Raw genomic sequence first — 17,440 nt, 5'->3', positions numbered from 1 at the left:
TCTACTTCGCCTGTCGGTACAGGTCGGGCTCGAGGTAGATCAGGCGGGCGAACGGGACCGCGGTGCGCACGCGTGTCTCGGCGGCATCGATGGCGTCGGCGACATCGGAGATCCCGAGGCCGGGCGCGATGGCCACCTTCGCGGCGACGAGCATTTCCTCCGGGCCGATGTACTCGGACTTGAGGTGGATGACGGAGGTGATCTTCTCGCCGTCGATCAGGTTGTCGCGAATGGCGCGATCCTGTTCGGGGGTGGCGCCCTCGCCGATGAGCAGGCTCTTCATCTCGATGATGAGCACCACCGCGATGATGCCGAGCAGCACGCCGATGCACAGGGTGCCGATGCCGTCGTAGACCGGATCGTCGGTGATCATGGTGAGTCCGACCGCGCCGAAGGCCAGGATCAGACCGATCAGGGCGCCGGTGTCCTCGAGCAGCACCACGGGCAGCTCCGGGCTGCGGGAGGTGCGGATGAACCGCCACCAGCTGGCGTCACCCTTGAGCGGGCGCGACTCGCGCACCGCGGTCATGAAACTGTACGTCTCGAGGCCGATCGCGACACCGAGGATGACGATCGCGACGATCGGCTGACTCAGCTCCTCGGGATGCTGGATCTTGTGGATGCCCTCGTAGATCGCGTACACCGAGCCGAGGGTGAACAGCACCAGCGCCACGACGAACGAATAGAAGTACCGGTTGCGCCCGTAGCCGAACTGGTGCAGTTCGTCGGCGTCCTTCGCCGCGGCACGCTGACCGAACAACAGCAGACCCTGATTGGAGGTGTCGGCCACCGAGTGCACCGCCTCGGCCAGCATCGACGCCGATCCGGTGATCGCCGCGCCGATGAACTTGGCCACCGCGATCCCCGCATTGGCCGTCAATGCGGCGATGATCGCCTTCTTGCCGCCACCAGCCGACATCTTGTCCCCGTCCTCCCGCTTCGCCGAACACGCTTTGCTCGCAACAGCCTAAGGGGAGTGGCGCGAAAAGTTCGCCCCGACGCTAGTTCCCGTCGCCCACGCAGGCGCTGAACAGCTGCGCGGCACCGCCGAGTGCTCGCGCGCGGATGTCGGTGTCGGCCGCCGAGATCCAGGCCGCGCTGCCCGGCGCCAAGGTGAGTTCGCGCCCGTCGTGACGCAATTCGATCGTTCCGTGCGTGCACAGCACGATGCCGGGTCCGGCGTCGGCGAGGGCGACGGGTTCGGCGTCGGGCGCCAGATCGAACCGGCACAGCGCGAATTCCGGAGCCGGGGTCTGGTAGCGGACGCTGCCGTCGGGGCCGGGTTCGGGTTCGATCACCGGCAGGTCGATCGGCTCGAAATCGAGCACGCGCAGCAACTCGGGCACGTCGACATGTTTGGGGGTGAGCCCGCCGCGCAGCACATTGTCGGAGTTGGCCATGATCTCCACGCCGACACCGCGCAGGTAGGCGTGCAGATTTCCGGCCGCGAGGAACAGCCCCTGGCCCGGTTCGAGGGTGAGCCGGTTGAGCAGCAGCGCGGCGAGCACCCCCGCGTCACCGGGGTACACCTCGGCCAGTTCCAGCGCGGTGCGAACCTCGGCGGTGAACTCGCGTGGTCCGGTGCCCGACAGGTACCGCACGCAGCCCTCGAGCACCGTGGGCAGCAGGGTGGCAAGGGCGGCGGGCGGCAGGGTGATCCAGGTGGTGAACAGCGTGCGCAGGCCCGCCGAATCGGGTTGGGCGGCAAGCAGTTCGGCGTACACGCTGAGACCGGGTACGTTCAGGGCGCGCAGCAGGTCGACGGTGCGCTGCGGGTCGCGGAAACCGGCCAGCGCCTCGAAACGCTCCAGCGCGACGACCAGTTCGGGTTTGTGACTGTCGTCGCGGTAGTTGCGCAGCGGCGAGTCGAGCGGCACACCGACACGGTTCTCCCGCTGGAAACCGGCAAGCGCCTGCGCCGAGCTGGGATGCGCCTGCAGCGACAGCGGTTCCTCCGCCGCGAGGATCTTCAGCAGGAACGGCAGCCGAGGCCCGAAACCCTCGGCCACCGGGCCCAATTCGCGCACCGGATCGGCGGCCAATACCTCGAGCAGCGAACGCGAACTGCCGTTGGACTTCACGTGCGCGGGGTCGGCGGGGTGCGCGCCGAACCACAGTTCGGCTTCCGGATGCGCCGAGGGCACCGGCCTGCCACACAACCGAGCGAGCGCGGTGCGCGATCCCCATGCGTAAGAACGCAGCGCACCAACGAGTTCCTGCACTAGTAGCGTCCCCCGTCGTGATATCGGTCCTGGTCGCTCGCGGCCGCACCGTGCGAGCCGAGGCGAAGGTAGGCCGCGGCCATGTCGAGTCGCAGTGCGAGCACCGCCAGTTGCACGAGCTCACTGCCGTGCCCGCCCCCTGCGGCGGACGTGGCGGTCGCGCTCTCGGCCGAAGGTTCCGAGCCGGGTTCGGCGAGCTGGGACTGGAGGACGTCGACATCGGCGTGCACGAGATCGGCGTCGACGAGCCCGCCGCCCGCGCCCTCGAACACGGCCAGCTTGCGGCGCGCGGCCGCCTGATCGGGGTGCACGCTGAGTGCGAGCACACGCACCCGGTCGACCGGGGCCGGACCGTCGAGTTCCTCGTCGTGGAACAGCGGATCGAAACCGGGCGCGGCGCCACCGGCCGCGTGGGCGAGCCTGCCGACGGCGGCGACCGTGTCGGCCAGATCGGCCGCCGAGGCCAGCTTGCCCGCCGACTGCAACAGCACCTCGGTGCCGTGCCCGGCCAGTTCCACCGCGGCGGGAGAGTCGCCTGCCAGGACGACGCCGACGCCGTGCATCCGGGTCGCGAGCGTTTTGGCCGGGTTGTGGAACACCTCGTTGTGCGGTCCGTCGCGCAGGGCCTCGGCGTCGAGCACATCGGCGAGCGCGGTCAGATCGGGGGTGGCGGGGACACTGCGCTGGGCGTCGACACCGCGCAGCACCGCGATGCCGACGGCGAGGAAACGCAGCAGCCGGTTGTGGTCGAGCACGGGCACGCGGGGTTCGAGCACGATCGCCCGACCGGCGGCGACCGCCCGCAGCGGGCCCTCGTTGGGGGCGGCGATCACCACTTCGGCGCTGCGCCGCACGGCCCGGTCGACGGCGTCGATCAGGCGCGGGTCGCCCGCGTCGTCGCCGGCGACGAGCACCACGTCCAGCGGCCCGACCCACGGCGGCAGCGCGGTGACGGGCACGATCGGCAGTCCGGCACGGTCACCCAGGGTGGCGACCAGTAGTCCGGCCGCCCGGGCGGCGCGGCCCGATCCGGTGACGAGCACCAGGCTGCGCGGCCGCAATTCCGACAGCCGTTCGATCAGTGAGGTCTCGGCGACCGCGGCGGCGGTGGCCCGTACCTGGGCCCCACCCGAGGCCGCCGACCGTAAGAAGCCGCCGGTGTCGGCCGCCTCGAGCGACGCGGCATCATCGAGGTCGAAAACCGGTGTTCCAGCGATCATCGCCGAGTCCACCTCCCCTCATCGCGCTGTGTGCTCCACGGCCGTCTGGTTTCCATGTTCCCAGTCAGGCGCGGACGATGCTCAGGATCTCGGTCACGAGTGCGTTTACTTCGGCCTGCGATCCGGCCTCGACGTTGAGTCGGAGCAGGGGTTCGGTGTTGGAGGCGCGCAGGTTGAACCAGGCGTGGTCGCCCAGGTCGACGGTGACGCCGTCGAGGCGGTCCACCGACACGGTGCGGTCGGCGAAGGCCGCGAGCACGGCGGCGGTGCGGTCGGCGGCGTCGGCGACGGTCGAGTTGATCTCGCCCGAGGCCGCGTACACGTCGTAGGCGGCCATCAGTTCCGACACCGGCCGGTCGCCCTCACCGAGTGCGGCGAGCACGTGCAGCGCGGCGAGCATGCCCGAGTCGGCACCCCAGAAGTCGCGGAAGTAGTAGTGCGCGGAGTGTTCGCCACCGAACACCGCGCCGGTGGCGGCCATCTCCTGCTTGATGAACGAATGACCCACCCGCGTGCGCACCGGCTTGCCACCGAGTTCCTCGACCAGCTCGGGCACCGCGCGGGAGGTGATGAGGTTGTGGATGACGGTCGCCCCCGGCTCCTTGGCCAGCTCGCGCTGCGCGACCAAAGCCGTGATCGCCGACGGCGACACCGGCTCGCCCCGCTCGTCGACGACGAAGCAGCGGTCGGCGTCACCATCGAAGGCCAGGCCGATGTCGGCGCCGCTCGAGCGCACCAGCGCCTGCAGGTCGACCAGGTTCTTCGGGTCGAGGGGATTGGCCTCGTGGTTGGGGAAAGAGCCGTCGAGCTCGAAGTACAGCGGCACGATGGTGACGGGCCCGAGCGTTCCGAGTACGGCGGGGACAGTGTGCCCGCCCATGCCGTTGCCCGCGTCGACCGCGATGGTGAGCGGACGGACCTCGTCGAGATCCACCAGCTCGCGCAGGAAGCTCGCGTAGTCGGCGAGCAGATCGACGGTCGAGGCGGAACCCGGCGCGCCGTCGTAGGCGGGCACACCCGACACGACCTCGGCCGCGATGGTGGCGAGACCGCTGTCCTGACCCACCGGCAGCGCGTTGGCCCGGCACAGCTTGATGCCGTTGTACTTGGCGGGGTTGTGGCTGGCGGTGAACATGGCGCCCGGACAGCCGAGCCTGCCGGAAGCGAAGTACAACTGATCGGTGGACGCGAGCCCGATGTGCACCACATCGAGGCCCTGACCCTGCACGCCCTGGGCGAACGCCTCGGCCAGCTCGGGGGAGGACTCCCGCATGTCATGGCCGATGACCACGCGCTCGGCGCCTTCGGCACGCATCAACCGGGCGAAAGAGGCACCGACATCGCGCACGAACCCGGCGTCGATCTGCTCGCCCACCACCCCGCGGACGTCATAAGCCTTGATCACGGCGTTCACGAGTTCGCCAGAGCGCGCGAGGGTCGTCATGCCGCAAAGCCTAGCTCACCCGCCTCCCCGGGTCTTTTGGCCAGACTCGGGCGCGGGGAGGTGTCGTTGGCGGCCAGACTTGGGTGGGCTGCCGGGTTTGCCCGTGCCCGGTGAGTTACCCATGTGCTCACCTGCTGCCCGCGGGACTTTTGGTCGGACTCAGGTGTGGGGGAAGGAGGCGTTGGCGGGCAAACCGAGCGGCACGTGGCGCGGAGTCGCAACGCCGGATCTCGCAAGCACATGGGTAACTCCCCGGGCACGGGCTCCGGCGACCCGGCACGGGAGTCTGGCCGCCAACGCAGGTCTCTCCGCGCACGAGTCCGGCCTGAAGTCGCGGGGAGGCGGGACAGCGGCGGGGGAGCTTACGGGTCGGGGAGGACTCGTAGGTGGCCGCGGCGGCCGGTGCGGGTCTGGCGGGGGGCCGGGGTGGCGGTGTCGCGGTAGCCGGGCTGGTCGGGTTCGGCCGGGCGGCGGCGTAGGCCTGCTTCGCGAACGGCTTCGGCCAGGGCGGTCAGATCGTCGTCGTCGGGGGTGCTGGAGGAGAAGCCGCCCTCGTGGCGTACCAGTTCCCAGCCCTTGGGGGCGGTGATGCGGCAGGCGTGGGTTTCGCACAGATCCCAGGAATGCGGTTCGGCGACGGTGGCCAGGGGTCCGACGACGGCGGTCGAGTCGGAGTACACATACGTCAGCGTCGCTACAGCCGGGTTCTTGCAGCCGGGTCGGCAGCAACGACGCATAGGGATCACGACGTCGAGATTAACCCTCCCGCCCACAAAAGTGGATACGGACACGCGGTGACGAGGGCGTCGTTCTCGCGCGCCGCTACTCCGGTTCGGGGTCGATCAGGTCGGGATCGACACCCAAGTAGGTCGCGATCTGCTGCACCAGCACCTCGCGCAACAGCTCGACGAGATCGTCGGGATCGGCGGCGCGCAGCTCCAGCGGCTTACGGAAGAGCACCACGCGCGCGCGGGTGGCGGCGCCGTGACGGTCGACGCCGGCGGGGATGAGCCGGGAAAGCGGGACCGGCCCGTCGGCGACGACCTCGTCCGGCCAGGTGACCGAATCAGGATGCAGCGGACGGATTTTCGGCACATCGTCGACGGCGATGTCGAGTTTGGTGAGCCGGTCGTGCCAGCGGGTGTCCAGCGGTGCGAAGGCCTCGAGCACCAGCCGGTCGAATTTCTGCCCGCGCGTGCGCCAGGCGGGCACCGTCGGGGGGAGCATGGGGCCACGGACACCGCGACCGCGGCGGGTCACCGAACGAGCGGTCGGCGCCGGAAGATGTCGCCGGGAACGTGCCATGGGTACTTCGCCTCTCTCGCCTGACCGGTAAACGGGCGTTCGCCCGGAGACACCGACGTACTGCGCCTGCGTGGCTCCGGGCCAGGCCTGGAGAGTCTACTTTCGAACAGTCACTTATCCGATTCCGCGCTTCAGCCTGCGACGCTCTCGTTCCGAGAGACCGCCCCAGATGCCGAAACGTTCGTCATGCGCCAGCGCGTATTCCAGGCACTGGTCACGCACTTCACAGCCCAAGCAGATGCGCTTGGCCTCACGGGTCGAGCCGCCCTTCTCCGGGAAGAACGCCTCGGGGTCGGTCTGAGCGCAGAGGGCACGTTCCTGCCACTGCTCTTCGATCGACTCGAACATTTCGTCGAAGCCCGTGACGACCAGACTCAGCCGGGGGGCCGCGACTTCGCTTGCCGCGTCCGGTTCCGGCCAGCTCGTTTCAGCGCAGACAGCGTGAGCTGCGCCTGCTGTGGAATCGGTCGGCGAGACCAGGTTTTCGGTCATCGTTCCGCCTCCTCACTATGTGTTAGCGCAGAATGATTTCCGTCGGACCAACTAGAACCCCGACGGCCCAACACCGCGACGTAGTCTCGCGGGCTTCCCCGAGCCTGCCTTCCGGCGCGCCGGCACCCTCTCGCAAACGCCCCCGCGCTATGTCTTCTCGCGGTGACCGGAATGACATGTCTGTGATTAGACACGCCGCACTTGCCGGTGGTCAACCCGCCGTCACCCTTCCGTTACACTCCGGACCCGCCTTTCGTGTTGATCTTGTTATGTGCCGTGGCAAATGACCAGCAACTTTGTTCTTCAGCGCGGGGAAACAACCCGGCAACCGGCACCACTTAGGCTGTGTCCCTGTGACTGCACAACACGCGGTGCGCGAGCCCAAGATCGCCGTTCTCGTCGGTGGTGTCGGGGGTGCACGGTTCCTCCTCGGCGTCAGGCAACTGCTGCCCGACGCTGATATCTCGGCCATCGTCAACGTCGGTGACGACGTCTGGATGCACGGCCTCCGCATCTGTCCCGACCTCGACACCTGCATGTACACCCTCGGTGGTGGCATCGATCCCGAACGTGGCTGGGGCCACGCGAACGAGACCTGGCACGCCAAGGAGGAACTGGCGAAATACAACGCCAAGCCCGATTGGTTCGGGCTCGGCGATCGCGATATCGCCACTCACCTCATTCGCACCGAGATGTTGCGCGCCGGATTTCCGCTGTCCGCGGTCACCGAAGCGCTGTGCAATCGGTGGCAGCCGGGCGTGAAACTCATTCCGGCAACCGACGACCGCTGCGAAACACACGTGGTGGTCAGCGATCCCGACAATGCTGGCGAACGTCGCGCGATCCACTTCCAGGAATGGTGGGTGCGGTACCGCGCGGCGCTTCCGACACACGGATTTGCCTCGATCGGCGCCGAACAAGCCTCTCCCGCACCAAATGTGACCGATATCATAGCGTCGGCTGACGCCGTGTTGCTCGCCCCCTCGAACCCCGTCGTGAGCATCGGATCGATCCTCGCCGTGCCCGGTATCCGTGGCGCGTTGCGCACCACCGAAGCCAAGGTCGTCGGCCTGTCGCCCGTGATCGACGGAAAGCCGTTGCGCGGCATGGCCGATGAGTGCCTGAAGGTGATCGGGGTGGAATCGACGGCCGAAGGGGTCGGCAGGCATTACGGTGCCCGCTCGGCCACCGGCATCCTCGACGGCTGGCTCGTCCACTCCACCGACACCGCCGAGGTGCCCGGTGTGGAGGTGCGTAGCGTGCCGCTGCTCATGTCCGATCCCGAGGCGACGGCCGAAATGGCCCGTGCCGCACTCGAACTCGCGGGGGTGAAGGCGTGAGCACGCCGACCGACCACGCGGCGGGTGAACTGCGGATCCTGCCGGTCACCGGACTGCCGGAGTTCCGGCCCGGCGACGACATCGCCGAACACCTTGTGGCACAGGCACCCTGGCTGGCCGACGGCGACATCCTCGTGGTGACGAGCAAGATCGTCTCCAAGGCCGAGGGCCGCATCGTCGCCGCCCCGACCGACCCCGAGGAACGCGACACCGCCCGCCGCGAGCTGGTCGACGCCGAGGCGGTGCGGGTGCTCGCGCGCAAAGGCCGCACCCTCATCACCGAGAACCGGCTCGGCATCGTGCAGGCCGCCTCCGGTGTCGACGGCTCCAATGTGGCCGAGGGCGAATTGGTGCTGCTCCCGGTGGATCCCGACGCCAGCGCCAAAGCGCTGCGCGCCGCCGTCGCCCAGCGACTCGGCGTCGACGTGGCCGTGGTCGTCACCGACACGATGGGCCGCGCCTGGCGCAACGGCCAGATCGACGCGGCCATCGGCTCGGCCGGCCTGCGCGTGCTGCACGACTACGCGGGCGCGGTCGACGGGCAGGGCAACGAACTGCAGGTCACCCAGGTGGCCGTCGCCGACGAACTGGCCGCCGCCGCCGACCTGGTGAAGGGCAAGCTCGGCGCGGTGCCGATCGCGGTGGTCCGCGGCCTGCCGACCGTCGACGACGGCTCCACCGCGGCGGCGCTGCTGCGCGGCGGCGTGGACGACCTGTTCTGGCTCGGCACCGCCGAGGCGATCGAACTCGGCCGCAAACAGGCTGTGCCGCTTCGTCGTTCGGTGCGCGCGTTCAGCGACGAGCCGGTCGACCCGGAACGGCTCAGGGCCGCCGTCGCCGCCGGTCTCACCGCCCCGGCTCCGCACCACACCCGGCCGGTGCGCTTCGTCTGGCTGCGCGATCGCGATGTGCGTGCCCGGCTGCTCGCCGCCATGGCCGACAAGTGGCGTGCCGATCTCGCGGCCGACGGGCTCGACGCGGAGCGGATCGAACGTCGCGTCGCGCGCGGGCGGATCCTGGTCGACGCGCCGGAGGTGGTGATCCCGTTCTGCGTGCCCGACGGTGCGCACGACTACCCGGACGCGCGTCGCCAGGCGGCCGAGCAGACGATGTTCACCGTCGCCGTCGGTGCCGCCGTGCAGGGTCTGCTCGTGGCGCTGGCCGCCGACGGTCTCGGCAGCTGCTGGGTCGGCTCGACGATCTTCGCGCCGGAGGTGACCCGCGAGGTCCTCGGACTCGCGGACGACTGGAATCCGTTGGGCGCCATCGCTATCGGGCATCCGCTGGAGACGCCCGAGCCGCGCACGGTCGGCGATCCCGGCCCCGGTCTGGTCGAACTGTGAACCGCACAGCGACGGCGTGCGGCCACGGTCAGCGACGCCGGCCCGTATCGGGTCGAACTGTGAGCCGTTCGGGGGCGGCACGCGGCTACGGTCGGCGCGCTATCGGCCGCCCGGCCGTGAGCAGGCCGGTGACGGCGCGGCGCCCGGTGCGTCCCGGTGCGGAGACGACGTCATGAGCGCCGAATCGCTGCACGCCTCCGCGACCGAACTGCTCACCTCCTGGAAACCACCCACCGACGCGGATTCCGCACTGCGCGAAGCGATGCTGGCGTTTCTCGGGTCCGCACCGCGCGGTTGTCTGCGCGAACACGCGCCCGGCCACATCACCGCTTCGGCGATCGTGTTGTCGCACGACCGCCGCGAGGTGCTGCTCACCCTGCACCCGCGCGTGGGTCGCTGGATCCAGCTGGGCGGCCACTGCGAGCCCGGTGACGACACCGTCGCCGACGCCGCGCTGCGCGAGGCCGTCGAGGAATCCGGTATCCCCGACCTGTCGCCGGTGCCCGGGCTGTACGGCGCGCAGGCGCATCCGATCACCTGTTCGCTCGGTGTGCCGACGCGTCATCTGGACCTGTTGTTCGAGGTCATCGCCCCGCCCGGTGCGGTCCCGGTGCGCAGCTCCGAATCCACCGATCTGCGGTGGTGGCCGGTCGACGGGCTACCACCTGGCGCCGACGTGGCGCTGAAAGCCTGACCCCTCGCTGACCGGCGATCGTGGCGGCCGCATCCGAACGGGTGCGGCCGCCTTTTCCGTTATCTCCCCGTTATCCGCTTTACAAATTCGCGAATTTGTCTAGACACCGACCCAAGCTGAGGCCTATCGTCTGTGACAGAGAGTTACGCACATCACAGGTGTGAGATGTGCCTCAGGATGGAGACAACGATGTCCACCGACGCCAACCCGTCCGAACGGACGGCAGCGCCACCACAGTGGCGCGATTCCAAGCGATATCTCTGGCTGTGGGGCTTGTTCGCCCCCACCGGGCTGTTCACGATCGCGATTCCGATGATCTGGGGAATCAACCAGCTCGGCTGGCATCGTCTGGCCGAAGTGCCGTTCTGGCTCGGCCCGATCCTGATCTACATCGTGATCCCGCTGGCCGACCTGTTGTTCGGCCCCGACGGCGACAACCCGCCCGACGAGGTCATGGAACAGCTGGAGAACGACAAGTACTACCGCTACCTGACCTACCTGTACCTGCCGTTCCAGTACGCCTCGCTGATCTTCGCCTGCTACATCATCACCGCCGACAACCTGCACTGGCTCGGCTTCCCCGGTGGCGCCAATGTGGTCGACAAGATCGGCATCGCGATCAGCGTCGGCATGATCGGCGGCATCGGGATCAACACCGCACACGAATTGGGCCACAAGAAGGTCGAATTGGAGCGCTGGCTCTCGCGTATCGCGCTGGCCCAGTCGTTCTACGGGCACTTCTACATCGAGCACAACCGTGGTCACCACGTGCGGGTCGCCACCCCGGAGGACCCGGCCAGTTCGCGTCTCGGCGAGACCTTCTGGGCCTTCTGGCCGCGCACCGTCTGGGAGAGCCTGCGCTCGGCCTGGCACCTCGAGAAGGAACGGCTCGCCCGCCTGGACAAGGGTCCGTGGACGCTGCGCAACGACGTGCTGAACGCCTGGGCCATGTCGGTGGTGCTGTGGCTCGGGCTGATCCTGGTCTTCGGTATCGAGGTGCTGCCGTACCTGATCCTGCAGGCGGTGATCGGATTCAGCCTGCTCGAGTCGGTGAACTACCTCGAGCACTACGGCCTGGTCCGGCAGAAGACACCGAGCGGGCGCTACGAGCGACCGGCCCCCGAGCACAGCTGGAACAGCGACCACCTGGTCACCAACATCTTCCTCTACCACCTGCAGCGCCACAGCGACCATCACGCCTACCCGACCCGTCGCTACCAGACGCTGCGCAGCTGGGACGGCGCACCGAACCTGCCGAGCGGTTACGCCAGCATGATCCTACTGAGCTACTTCCCGCCGATCTGGCGCAAGGTGATGGACAAGCGACTGCTCGCGCACTACGGCGGTGATGTCACCAAGGCCAATATCGAACCCAAGCGCCGCGAGCAGGTGCTGGCGAAGTACGGAACGGAGGCGCCGTGAGTGCGTACAAATGCCCCGTCTGTGATTATGTCTACGACGAAGCCGAAGGCGCTCCGCGCGAAGGTTTTCCGGCAGGTACCCCCTGGTCGGCGGTGCCGGACGACTGGTGCTGTCCGGACTGCGGAGTGCGGGAGAAGATCGATTTCGAGGCGGTAGGAGTAGCGCGATGACCGAGTACAAGCTCTACCAGTGCGCCCAGTGCGGATTCGAATACGACGAAGCACAGGGCTGGCCCGACGACGGCATCGCCCCCGGCACCCGCTGGGACGACATCCCCGACGACTGGACCTGCCCGGACTGCGGTGCCCGCAAATCCGATTTCTTCATGGTCGAGATCGAACGTTCGTGAGCGCGACGCGCCAGGGTGCGCGTCCGCCGTACCAGGAGGCCGCGCGCGAACTACTGCGCACCTCGGTCCTGGACTCCATGCGCGAGCTGCTCACCGAACGGGACTGGTCCAAGATCACCCTCGGTGACGTGGCCGCCAGGGCCGGGGTGAGCAGGCAGACGCTCTACAACGAGTTCGGGTCGCGCGCGGGCCTTTCCCAGTCCTACGCGCTTCGCCTGGCCGACTCCCTCGTCGACCAGGTGCGCGACGCGATCCACCGGCACGTCGGCGACGCGCGCGAGGCCATCCGCGACGGGATGACCGGCTTCTTCTTCGCCGCCGCGGTCGACCCGCTGGTCCGGTCGCTGCTCGCCGGGGAGATGAAGCCTGATCTGCTGCGGCTCATCACCCTCGACGCGGGCCCCCTGCTCGAACACGCCACCGCACGCCTGGCCGACGTCTTCCAGCACAGCTGGGTGAACGCCACCGATACCGAGGCCGATGTCCTCGCGCACGCGCTGGTTCGCATCGCGCTGAGCTACATCCCCAATCCGCCGGTCCCCGAACGCGACGCACCCGCCGAGATGGCCGCGTTGCTGAGTCCCTACGTGGAGGCGATTGTCCAGGCACGCGGTATTCGCCCCTAGACGGAGTGGGACGGATCACTATAAGGGGTGATCAGCTCTTATTCGCGGTGATGTAACCATCACCACGTTTGAGGAGCGGCCGCTGTGTAACGTGCCCCTGGTCTGTCAGTATTCACATCCGTCGGCAGTTGGTCTTTTTGTAGCGGAGCGGGTGTGCAAACGGTTGGCAAACCGGGGGGTTTTCGTGATCCCAAACGGTATCTCTGGGCTCTCGGGCTGATCGCGCCGGCGTGCGCGCTGCTGCCCTCCCAGCTCGTGTACCGCACCGGCGCCGAAGCGTTCTGGTGGATCGGTCCCGTCATCGTGCTGATCGCGATTCCCGTCCTGGACTGGATCGTCGGCGAGGACGGCAACAACCCGCGCGACGAGGACTACGAGGCGCTCTCGCGTGACCGCTACTACCGCTGGTGCACCTATCTGTTCCTGCCCATCCAGCTCATCGGTCTGCTGCTGGCCTGCGCGATGTGGGCGGGCAACGACCTCGATGTCGTCGACAAACTCGGCCTGGCCGCCACGGTCGGCTTCGTCAGCGGCATCGGCATCAACGCCGCCCACGAATTGGGCCACCGCGTGGAGCGTGCTGAAAGATTGCTGTCGAAGATCGCGCTCGCCCAGTCGGGGTACGGTCACTTCTTCGTCGAACACAACCGCGGCCATCACGCGCGGGTCGCGACACCCGAGGATCCGGCGAGTGCCCGCATGGGTGAGTCGCTGTGGGAGTTCTTGCCGCGCAGCGTGATCGGTGGCTTCCGCTCCGCCGTTCAGCTGGAGCGTGGTCGCCTGGCCAGGAAGGGCCTGGGCTGGTGGAACACCGGCAATCAGATCCTGCAGGCGTGGTCGATGTCGGTGCTGCTGTTCGGTTCGCTGGTGCTGGTCTTCGGGCTCGCGATCGTGCCATGGCTGGCGCTGCAGGCGGTGATCGGGGTGATGCTGCTCGAGACCGTCAACTACGTCGAGCACTACGGACTGCTGCGCGCGCGCAAGCCCAACGGGCGCTATGAACGCTGCTCCCCGCGTGACAGCTGGAACTCCGATCGCCTGGTCACCAACATCTTCCTGTTCCATCTGCAGCGTCACAGCGACCACCACGCCAACCCCGGCCGCCGCTACCAGACCCTGCGCAGCACCAGCGAGTCACCGCAGCTGCCCGCCGGATACGCGACCATGATCCTGCTCGCGGCCGTGCCACCCCTGTGGCGTGCGGTGATGGACCCCCGGGTGGCCGCCCATTACGGCGGCGATCTCAGCCTGGCGAACGTGGCGCCGGTCAAACAGCGACGGTTGCTGGCCAGATACCGCGCCCCCGCCTGACTCCGACCTGGGCGGAGGCGGGAACAGGGGCGGCCGCAGACGGTAGCCTTGCCTGCGTGACGACCTCAGAACTCTCCCCGCGCACCGAGCTCACCGCCGACGTCCGCAACGGCATCGATTACAAGGTGGCAGATCTGTCGCAGGCCGAATTCGGCCGCAAAGAGATCCGCCTGGCCGAGCACGAGATGCCGGGCCTGATGGCGCTGCGCCGTGAATACCACGACGTGCAGCCGCTGAAGGGCGCCCGTATCTCCGGTTCCCTGCACATGACGGTGCAGACCGCTGTCCTGATCGAAACGCTTGTCGACCTCGGCGCGCAGGTTCGCTGGGCGTCGTGCAACATCTTCTCCACCCAGGACCACGCCGCCGCCGCGGTCGTCGTCGGGCCGCACGGCACCGTCGAGGAGCCCAAGGGTGTGCCGGTGTTCGCGTGGAAGGGCGAGACCCTCGAGGAGTACTGGTGGGCCGCCGAGCAGATGCTCACCTGGCCGGGCGAGCCCGCCAACATGATCCTCGACGACGGTGGTGACGCCACCATGCTCGTGCTGCGCGGCGCGCAGTTCGAGAAGGCCGGGGTCGTCCCGCCCGCCGACGAGGAGCACTCCGCCGAGTACACGGTGTTCCTGAACCTGCTGCGCGAGAGCCTCGAGCGCGACAAGACCAAGTGGGGCACCATCGCCGACTCGGTCAAGGGTGTCACCGAGGAGACCACCACCGGCGTGCTGCGCCTGTACCAGTTCGCGGCCGCGGGTGAGCTGGTGTTCCCGGCGATCAACGTCAACGACTCGGTCACCAAGTCCAAGTTCGACAACAAGTACGGCACCCGCCACTCGCTCATCGACGGCATCAACCGCGGCACCGATGTGCTCATCGGTGGCAAGAAGGTGCTGATCTGCGGTTACGGCGACGTCGGCAAGGGCTGTGCGGAGTCGCTGGCCGGTCAGGGCGCGCGCGTGCAGGTCACCGAGATCGACCCGATCAACGCCCTGCAGGCGCTGATGGACGGCTACGACGTGGTCACCGTGGAGCAGGCGATCGGCGACGCCGACATCGTCATCACCTCCACCGGCAACAAGGACATCATCACCCTCGACCACATGAAGGCGATGAAGGATCACTCGATCCTCGGCAACATCGGCCACTTCGACAACGAGATCGATATGGCCGCCCTCGAGCGTTCGGGCGCGACCCGGATCAACATCAAGCCGCAGGTCGACGAGTGGACCTTCGAATCGGGTAAGTCGATCATCGTGCTGTCCGAAGGCCGCCTGCTCAACCTGGGCAACGCCACCGGCCACCCGTCGTTCGTCATGTCGAACAGCTTCTCCAACCAGGTCATCGCCCAGATCGAGCTGTGGACCAAGCCGGAGGAGTACGACAACGAGGTCTACCGCCTGCCCAAGCACCTCGACGAGAAGGTCGCCAAGATCCACGTCGAGGCCCTCGGTGGCACCCTGACCAAGCTCACCAAGGACCAGGCCGAGTACATCGGCGTGGACGTGGAAGGCCCGTACAAGCCGGACCACTACCGCTACTGAGCACCGACCCGAACCGGCCCGGTGATCTGCGCGATCGCCGGGCCGGTTCAGGTTTCGGTCACGCCGAGCTCGCGGCGCAATCCGAACCGGTCGCGGTGCACCCAAGCCCCGGCCGGTTCATGCTGCCGGCGCATCAGCCGATGATGACGCCGGTGCAGAAGATGTTGTGCTCGCTGCTGATCCCCAACAGTGCGCACATCACGGAGTTGAATGCCGTCGACGAACCGGCGTCGGCCACCGGTGTGGCGGCAGGAGTCTGGGCGGCGGCGGTGCCGCAGGTCAGGGCCGCGGTGATCGCGAACGTGGCAGCGGTGGTACGCAAAATCGTCTTCACGGTCGAATCCTGCCGTCGGATGGCATCGCGGAACCAGACCTCAGTTCGAGGGGCGTCCCGGTCCGTCGGTGTGGAATCGCCGGAACCGCTCGCGTTCGAGGGGGTGAGTTCAGGCGCGGTAATCTCACGGCATGGGTGTGTTGATCGCGGTGGAAGGGCTCGACGGAGCAGGTAAACGCACGCTCATCGACGGGCTCGTCGACGAACTTTCCGCGAAAGGGCTGCGCGCGGGCAGTCTCGCCTTTCCGCGATACGGCCGATCGATACACGCCGACCTCGCGGCCGAGGCATTGCGCGGGGCGCACGGCGACCTCGCGGGCTCGATCAACGCCATGGCGATCATGTTCGCCCTGGATCGCGCCGACGCGAGCGCGGAGCTTTCGAACCTGTTGGACGCCAACGACATCGTGATCCTCGATCGCTGGGTCGCCTCCAACGCGGCCTATTCCGCGGCCCGCGCCGTCCAGGACGCCGACGGCGAAATCGTCGCCTGGGTGGGCGATCTGGAGTACGGCAGGCTCGGGCTCCCGGTGCCCGACCTCACCGTGCTCATCGATGTCGGCACCGAGGTGGCCGCCGAACGTGCCCGTCGCCGTGGCGAACTCGACACCACACGCGCCCTCGACGCCTACGAGAAGGACAGCGGTCTACAGCAGCGCACCGGCGAGGTCTATCGTGAACTGGCCGACCGCGATTGGTTCGGCCGGTGGTGGACATACCGATCCGAACACGACCGGCCCGCCCTGCTCACTGTGTGCACGGAAATTCTTGCCGGATAAGGTTGGATAAGCGACGGGTTCACACCATTAATGGCGTGGCGGCCCGATCCTGGCCTGGAAGATGACAACATAGGATTATGAAGCCCAAGATTCTGGTCGTCGACGACGATATGGCACTCGCTGAGATGCTGACCATCGTCTTGCGCGGGGAAGGGTTCGACCCGCACGTGGTCGGCGACGGCACGCAGGCCCTGTCGGCGGTGCGGGAGATCCGCCCCGACCTGGTTTTGCTGGACCTGATGCTGCCCGGCATGAACGGCATCGATGTATGCCGCGTGCTGCGGGCCGATTCCGGCGTTCCGATCGTGATGCTCACCGCCAAGACCGACACCGTCGATGTGGTCCTCGGTCTCGAGTCCGGTGCCGACGATTACATCGTCAAGCCGTTCAAGCCCAAGGAACTCGTCGCCCGCGTGCGTGCGCGCCTGCGCCGCACCGAGGACGAACCGGCCGAGCTGCTCTCGATCGCCGACATCGTCATCGACGTGCCCGCGCACAAGGTGACCCGCGGTGGCACACAGATCTCGCTCACCCCACTGGAGTTCGACCTGCTGGTGGCGCTCGCGCGCAAACCGCGTCAGGTGTTCACCCGCGAGGTGCTGCTCGAACAGGTGTGGGGCTACCGGCACGCCGCCGACACCCGCCTGGTGAACGTGCACGTGCAGCGGCTGCGCGCCAAGGTCGAGAAGGATCCGGAGAACCCGGAGATCGTGCTCACTGTGCGTGGCGTCGGATACAAGGCCGGACCGCCGTGATCGGTCGCTGTGAGGCGCCGCGGTGACCGACGGGCTCATCGCGCGGCTGCGGCGGTGGGCGACCCCGGTGCTCGACTGGTTCCAGACCATCGGCACCGCGCTGGGTCACCTGTGGCGTCGCTCGCTGCAATTGCGGGTCATCGTTTCCACGCTGACTCTCTCCCTCATCGTGATCACGATCCTCGGGGTCGTGCTGACCGGTCAGATCACCGACCGACTCCTCGAAGCCAAGATCAACGCGGCGGTCGAGGAGATGGATCGCGCCC

General features: G+C 67.9%; 19 protein-coding genes and 1 pseudogene. 12 read left to right on the top strand and 8 right to left on the bottom strand.

The features are described 5' to 3' along the window. Window position 1 precedes the first annotated feature (1 nt). The 7 genes from AB0I19_RS14615 to AB0I19_RS14585 all read right to left on the bottom strand — a co-directional run bounded on the left by AB0I19_RS14615 (window position 2) and on the right by AB0I19_RS14585 (window position 6,539). The gene (locus AB0I19_RS14615; protein WP_357148653.1) at window positions 2-919 is read right to left on the bottom strand and encodes a cation diffusion facilitator family transporter; all 918 of its coding nucleotides are present in this window, start codon (window positions 917-919) and stop codon (window positions 2-4) included. A gap of 82 nt (window positions 920-1,001) precedes the next feature. Beyond that, entirely contained in the window at window positions 1,002-2,222 is a 1,221-nt protein-coding gene (gene manA, locus AB0I19_RS14610; RefSeq protein WP_067637476.1) for a mannose-6-phosphate isomerase, class I, read from the bottom strand. After that, window positions 2,222-3,442, bottom strand: coding sequence for a tobH protein (locus AB0I19_RS14605; protein ID WP_357148649.1), 1,221 nt, complete (start codon window positions 3,440-3,442; stop codon window positions 2,222-2,224). The genes manA and AB0I19_RS14605 overlap by 1 nt, the downstream gene beginning before the upstream one ends. A gap of 64 nt (window positions 3,443-3,506) precedes the next feature. Continuing rightward, window positions 3,507-4,886, bottom strand: coding sequence for a phosphomannomutase/phosphoglucomutase (locus AB0I19_RS14600; protein WP_357148647.1), 1,380 nt, complete (start codon window positions 4,884-4,886; stop codon window positions 3,507-3,509). A 362-nt stretch (window positions 4,887-5,248) separates the two neighbouring features. Next, window positions 5,249-5,623, bottom strand: coding sequence for a DUF3499 domain-containing protein (locus AB0I19_RS14595; protein ID WP_067491375.1), 375 nt, complete (start codon window positions 5,621-5,623; stop codon window positions 5,249-5,251). 85 nt (window positions 5,624-5,708) lie between these two features. Next, a complete protein-coding gene (locus AB0I19_RS14590; protein WP_201449895.1) occupies window positions 5,709-6,191 on the bottom strand; it encodes a metallopeptidase family protein in 483 nt (160 codons plus the stop codon). A 114-nt stretch (window positions 6,192-6,305) separates the two neighbouring features. Continuing rightward, window positions 6,306-6,539 carry a WhiB family transcriptional regulator gene (locus tag AB0I19_RS14585; protein WP_133733920.1) on the bottom strand — a complete coding sequence of 78 codons (234 nt, stop codon included), beginning with the start codon at window positions 6,537-6,539 and terminating at the stop codon, window positions 6,306-6,308. 515 nt (window positions 6,540-7,054) lie between these two features. Between AB0I19_RS14585 and cofD the strand changes: the two genes are divergently transcribed. From cofD to ahcY, 9 genes are all read left to right on the top strand, one after another. Next, on the top strand, window positions 7,055-8,023 hold the full coding sequence (gene cofD / locus AB0I19_RS14580) for a 2-phospho-L-lactate transferase (protein WP_357149369.1): 969 nt from the start codon (window positions 7,055-7,057) through the stop codon (window positions 8,021-8,023). After that, complete coding sequence (locus AB0I19_RS14575; protein ID WP_357148645.1) at window positions 8,020-9,366, top strand: coenzyme F420-0:L-glutamate ligase; 1,347 nt, start codon at window positions 8,020-8,022, stop codon at window positions 9,364-9,366. Before cofD ends, AB0I19_RS14575 begins: the two co-directional genes overlap by 4 nt. A 172-nt stretch (window positions 9,367-9,538) precedes the next feature. Then, a complete protein-coding gene (locus AB0I19_RS14570; protein WP_357148642.1) occupies window positions 9,539-10,060 on the top strand; it encodes an NUDIX domain-containing protein in 522 nt (173 codons plus the stop codon). 189 nt (window positions 10,061-10,249) lie between these two features. Then, window positions 10,250-11,482, top strand: a complete 1,233-nt coding sequence (locus AB0I19_RS14565; RefSeq protein ID WP_357148639.1) for an alkane 1-monooxygenase — start codon at window positions 10,250-10,252, stop codon at window positions 11,480-11,482. Further along, window positions 11,479-11,652: a rubredoxin gene (locus tag AB0I19_RS14560; protein ID WP_084456705.1), complete on the top strand. Its 174-nt coding sequence runs from the start codon at window positions 11,479-11,481 to the stop codon at window positions 11,650-11,652. The genes AB0I19_RS14565 and AB0I19_RS14560 overlap by 4 nt, the downstream gene beginning before the upstream one ends. Beyond that, on the top strand, window positions 11,649-11,831 hold the full coding sequence (locus AB0I19_RS14555; RefSeq protein ID WP_067491380.1) for a rubredoxin: 183 nt from the start codon (window positions 11,649-11,651) through the stop codon (window positions 11,829-11,831). The genes AB0I19_RS14560 and AB0I19_RS14555 overlap by 4 nt, the downstream gene beginning before the upstream one ends. Before the next feature lie 77 nt (window positions 11,832-11,908). Then, window positions 11,909-12,457, top strand: a complete 549-nt coding sequence (locus AB0I19_RS14550) for a TetR family transcriptional regulator (protein ID WP_357149366.1) — start codon at window positions 11,909-11,911, stop codon at window positions 12,455-12,457. 153 nt (window positions 12,458-12,610) lie between these two features. Beyond that, complete coding sequence (locus tag AB0I19_RS14545; protein ID WP_357148636.1) at window positions 12,611-13,768, top strand: alkane 1-monooxygenase; 1,158 nt, start codon at window positions 12,611-12,613, stop codon at window positions 13,766-13,768. Between the two features lie 56 nt (window positions 13,769-13,824). After that, window positions 13,825-15,306, top strand: coding sequence for an adenosylhomocysteinase (gene ahcY / locus AB0I19_RS14540; RefSeq protein ID WP_357148634.1), 1,482 nt, complete (start codon window positions 13,825-13,827; stop codon window positions 15,304-15,306). A gap of 133 nt (window positions 15,307-15,439) precedes the next feature. On the opposite strand, the gene AB0I19_RS14535 is transcribed toward ahcY, so the two are convergent. After that, window positions 15,440-15,640 carry a hypothetical protein gene (locus tag AB0I19_RS14535; RefSeq protein WP_357148631.1) on the bottom strand — a complete coding sequence of 67 codons (201 nt, stop codon included), beginning with the start codon at window positions 15,638-15,640 and terminating at the stop codon, window positions 15,440-15,442. A gap of 131 nt (window positions 15,641-15,771) precedes the next feature. On the opposite strand from AB0I19_RS14535, the gene AB0I19_RS14530 reads away from it, so the two are divergent. The 3 genes and pseudogenes from AB0I19_RS14530 to AB0I19_RS14520 all read left to right on the top strand — a co-directional run. Further along, complete coding sequence (locus AB0I19_RS14530; RefSeq protein ID WP_357148628.1) at window positions 15,772-16,419, top strand: dTMP kinase; 648 nt, start codon at window positions 15,772-15,774, stop codon at window positions 16,417-16,419. 77 nt (window positions 16,420-16,496) lie between these two features. After that, window positions 16,497-17,174 carry an MtrAB system response regulator MtrA gene (gene mtrA / locus AB0I19_RS14525; RefSeq protein ID WP_067491393.1) on the top strand — a complete coding sequence of 226 codons (678 nt, stop codon included), beginning with the start codon at window positions 16,497-16,499 and terminating at the stop codon, window positions 17,172-17,174. Window positions 17,175-17,196: 22 nt separating this feature from the next. Beyond that, window positions 17,197-17,440 (top strand): annotated as a pseudogene (locus AB0I19_RS14520) (two-component sensor histidine kinase); the annotation flags it as partial.

This window comes from Nocardia sp. NPDC050413, from assembly GCF_040655475.1.
Taxonomy (GTDB): Bacteria; Actinomycetota; Actinomycetes; order Mycobacteriales; family Mycobacteriaceae; genus Nocardia; species Nocardia coubleae.
Note: the sequence above shows the minus strand (reverse complement) of the source record. Positions and strands in the feature narration are given on the sequence as shown.

Bases quoted from the DNA above. Each gene is read 5' to 3' on its own strand.
- AB0I19_RS14595 (WP_067491375.1), bottom strand. From the start codon at position 5,623: ATGCGTCGTTGCTGCCGACCCGGCTGCAAGAACCCGGCTGTAGCGACG.
- AB0I19_RS14615 (WP_357148653.1), bottom strand. From the start codon at position 919: ATGTCGGCTGGTGGCGGCAAGAAGGCGATCATCGCCGCATTGACGGCC.
- AB0I19_RS14590 (WP_201449895.1), bottom strand. From the start codon at position 6,191: ATGGCACGTTCCCGGCGACATCTTCCGGCGCCGACCGCTCGTTCGGTG.
- AB0I19_RS14555 (WP_067491380.1), top strand. From the start codon at position 11,649: ATGACCGAGTACAAGCTCTACCAGTGCGCCCAGTGCGGATTCGAATAC.
- AB0I19_RS14530 (WP_357148628.1), top strand. From the start codon at position 15,772: ATGGGTGTGTTGATCGCGGTGGAAGGGCTCGACGGAGCAGGTAAACGC.
- AB0I19_RS14550 (WP_357149366.1), top strand. From the start codon at position 11,909: ATGCGCGAGCTGCTCACCGAACGGGACTGGTCCAAGATCACCCTCGGT.
- AB0I19_RS14565 (WP_357148639.1), top strand. From the start codon at position 10,250: ATGTCCACCGACGCCAACCCGTCCGAACGGACGGCAGCGCCACCACAG.
- AB0I19_RS14605 (WP_357148649.1), bottom strand. From the start codon at position 3,442: ATGATCGCTGGAACACCGGTTTTCGACCTCGATGATGCCGCGTCGCTC.
- mtrA (WP_067491393.1), top strand. From the start codon at position 16,497: ATGAAGCCCAAGATTCTGGTCGTCGACGACGATATGGCACTCGCTGAG.
- AB0I19_RS14570 (WP_357148642.1), top strand. From the start codon at position 9,539: ATGAGCGCCGAATCGCTGCACGCCTCCGCGACCGAACTGCTCACCTCC.
- AB0I19_RS14600 (WP_357148647.1), bottom strand. From the start codon at position 4,886: ATGACGACCCTCGCGCGCTCTGGCGAACTCGTGAACGCCGTGATCAAG.
- AB0I19_RS14585 (WP_133733920.1), bottom strand. From the start codon at position 6,539: ATGTTCGAGTCGATCGAAGAGCAGTGGCAGGAACGTGCCCTCTGCGCT.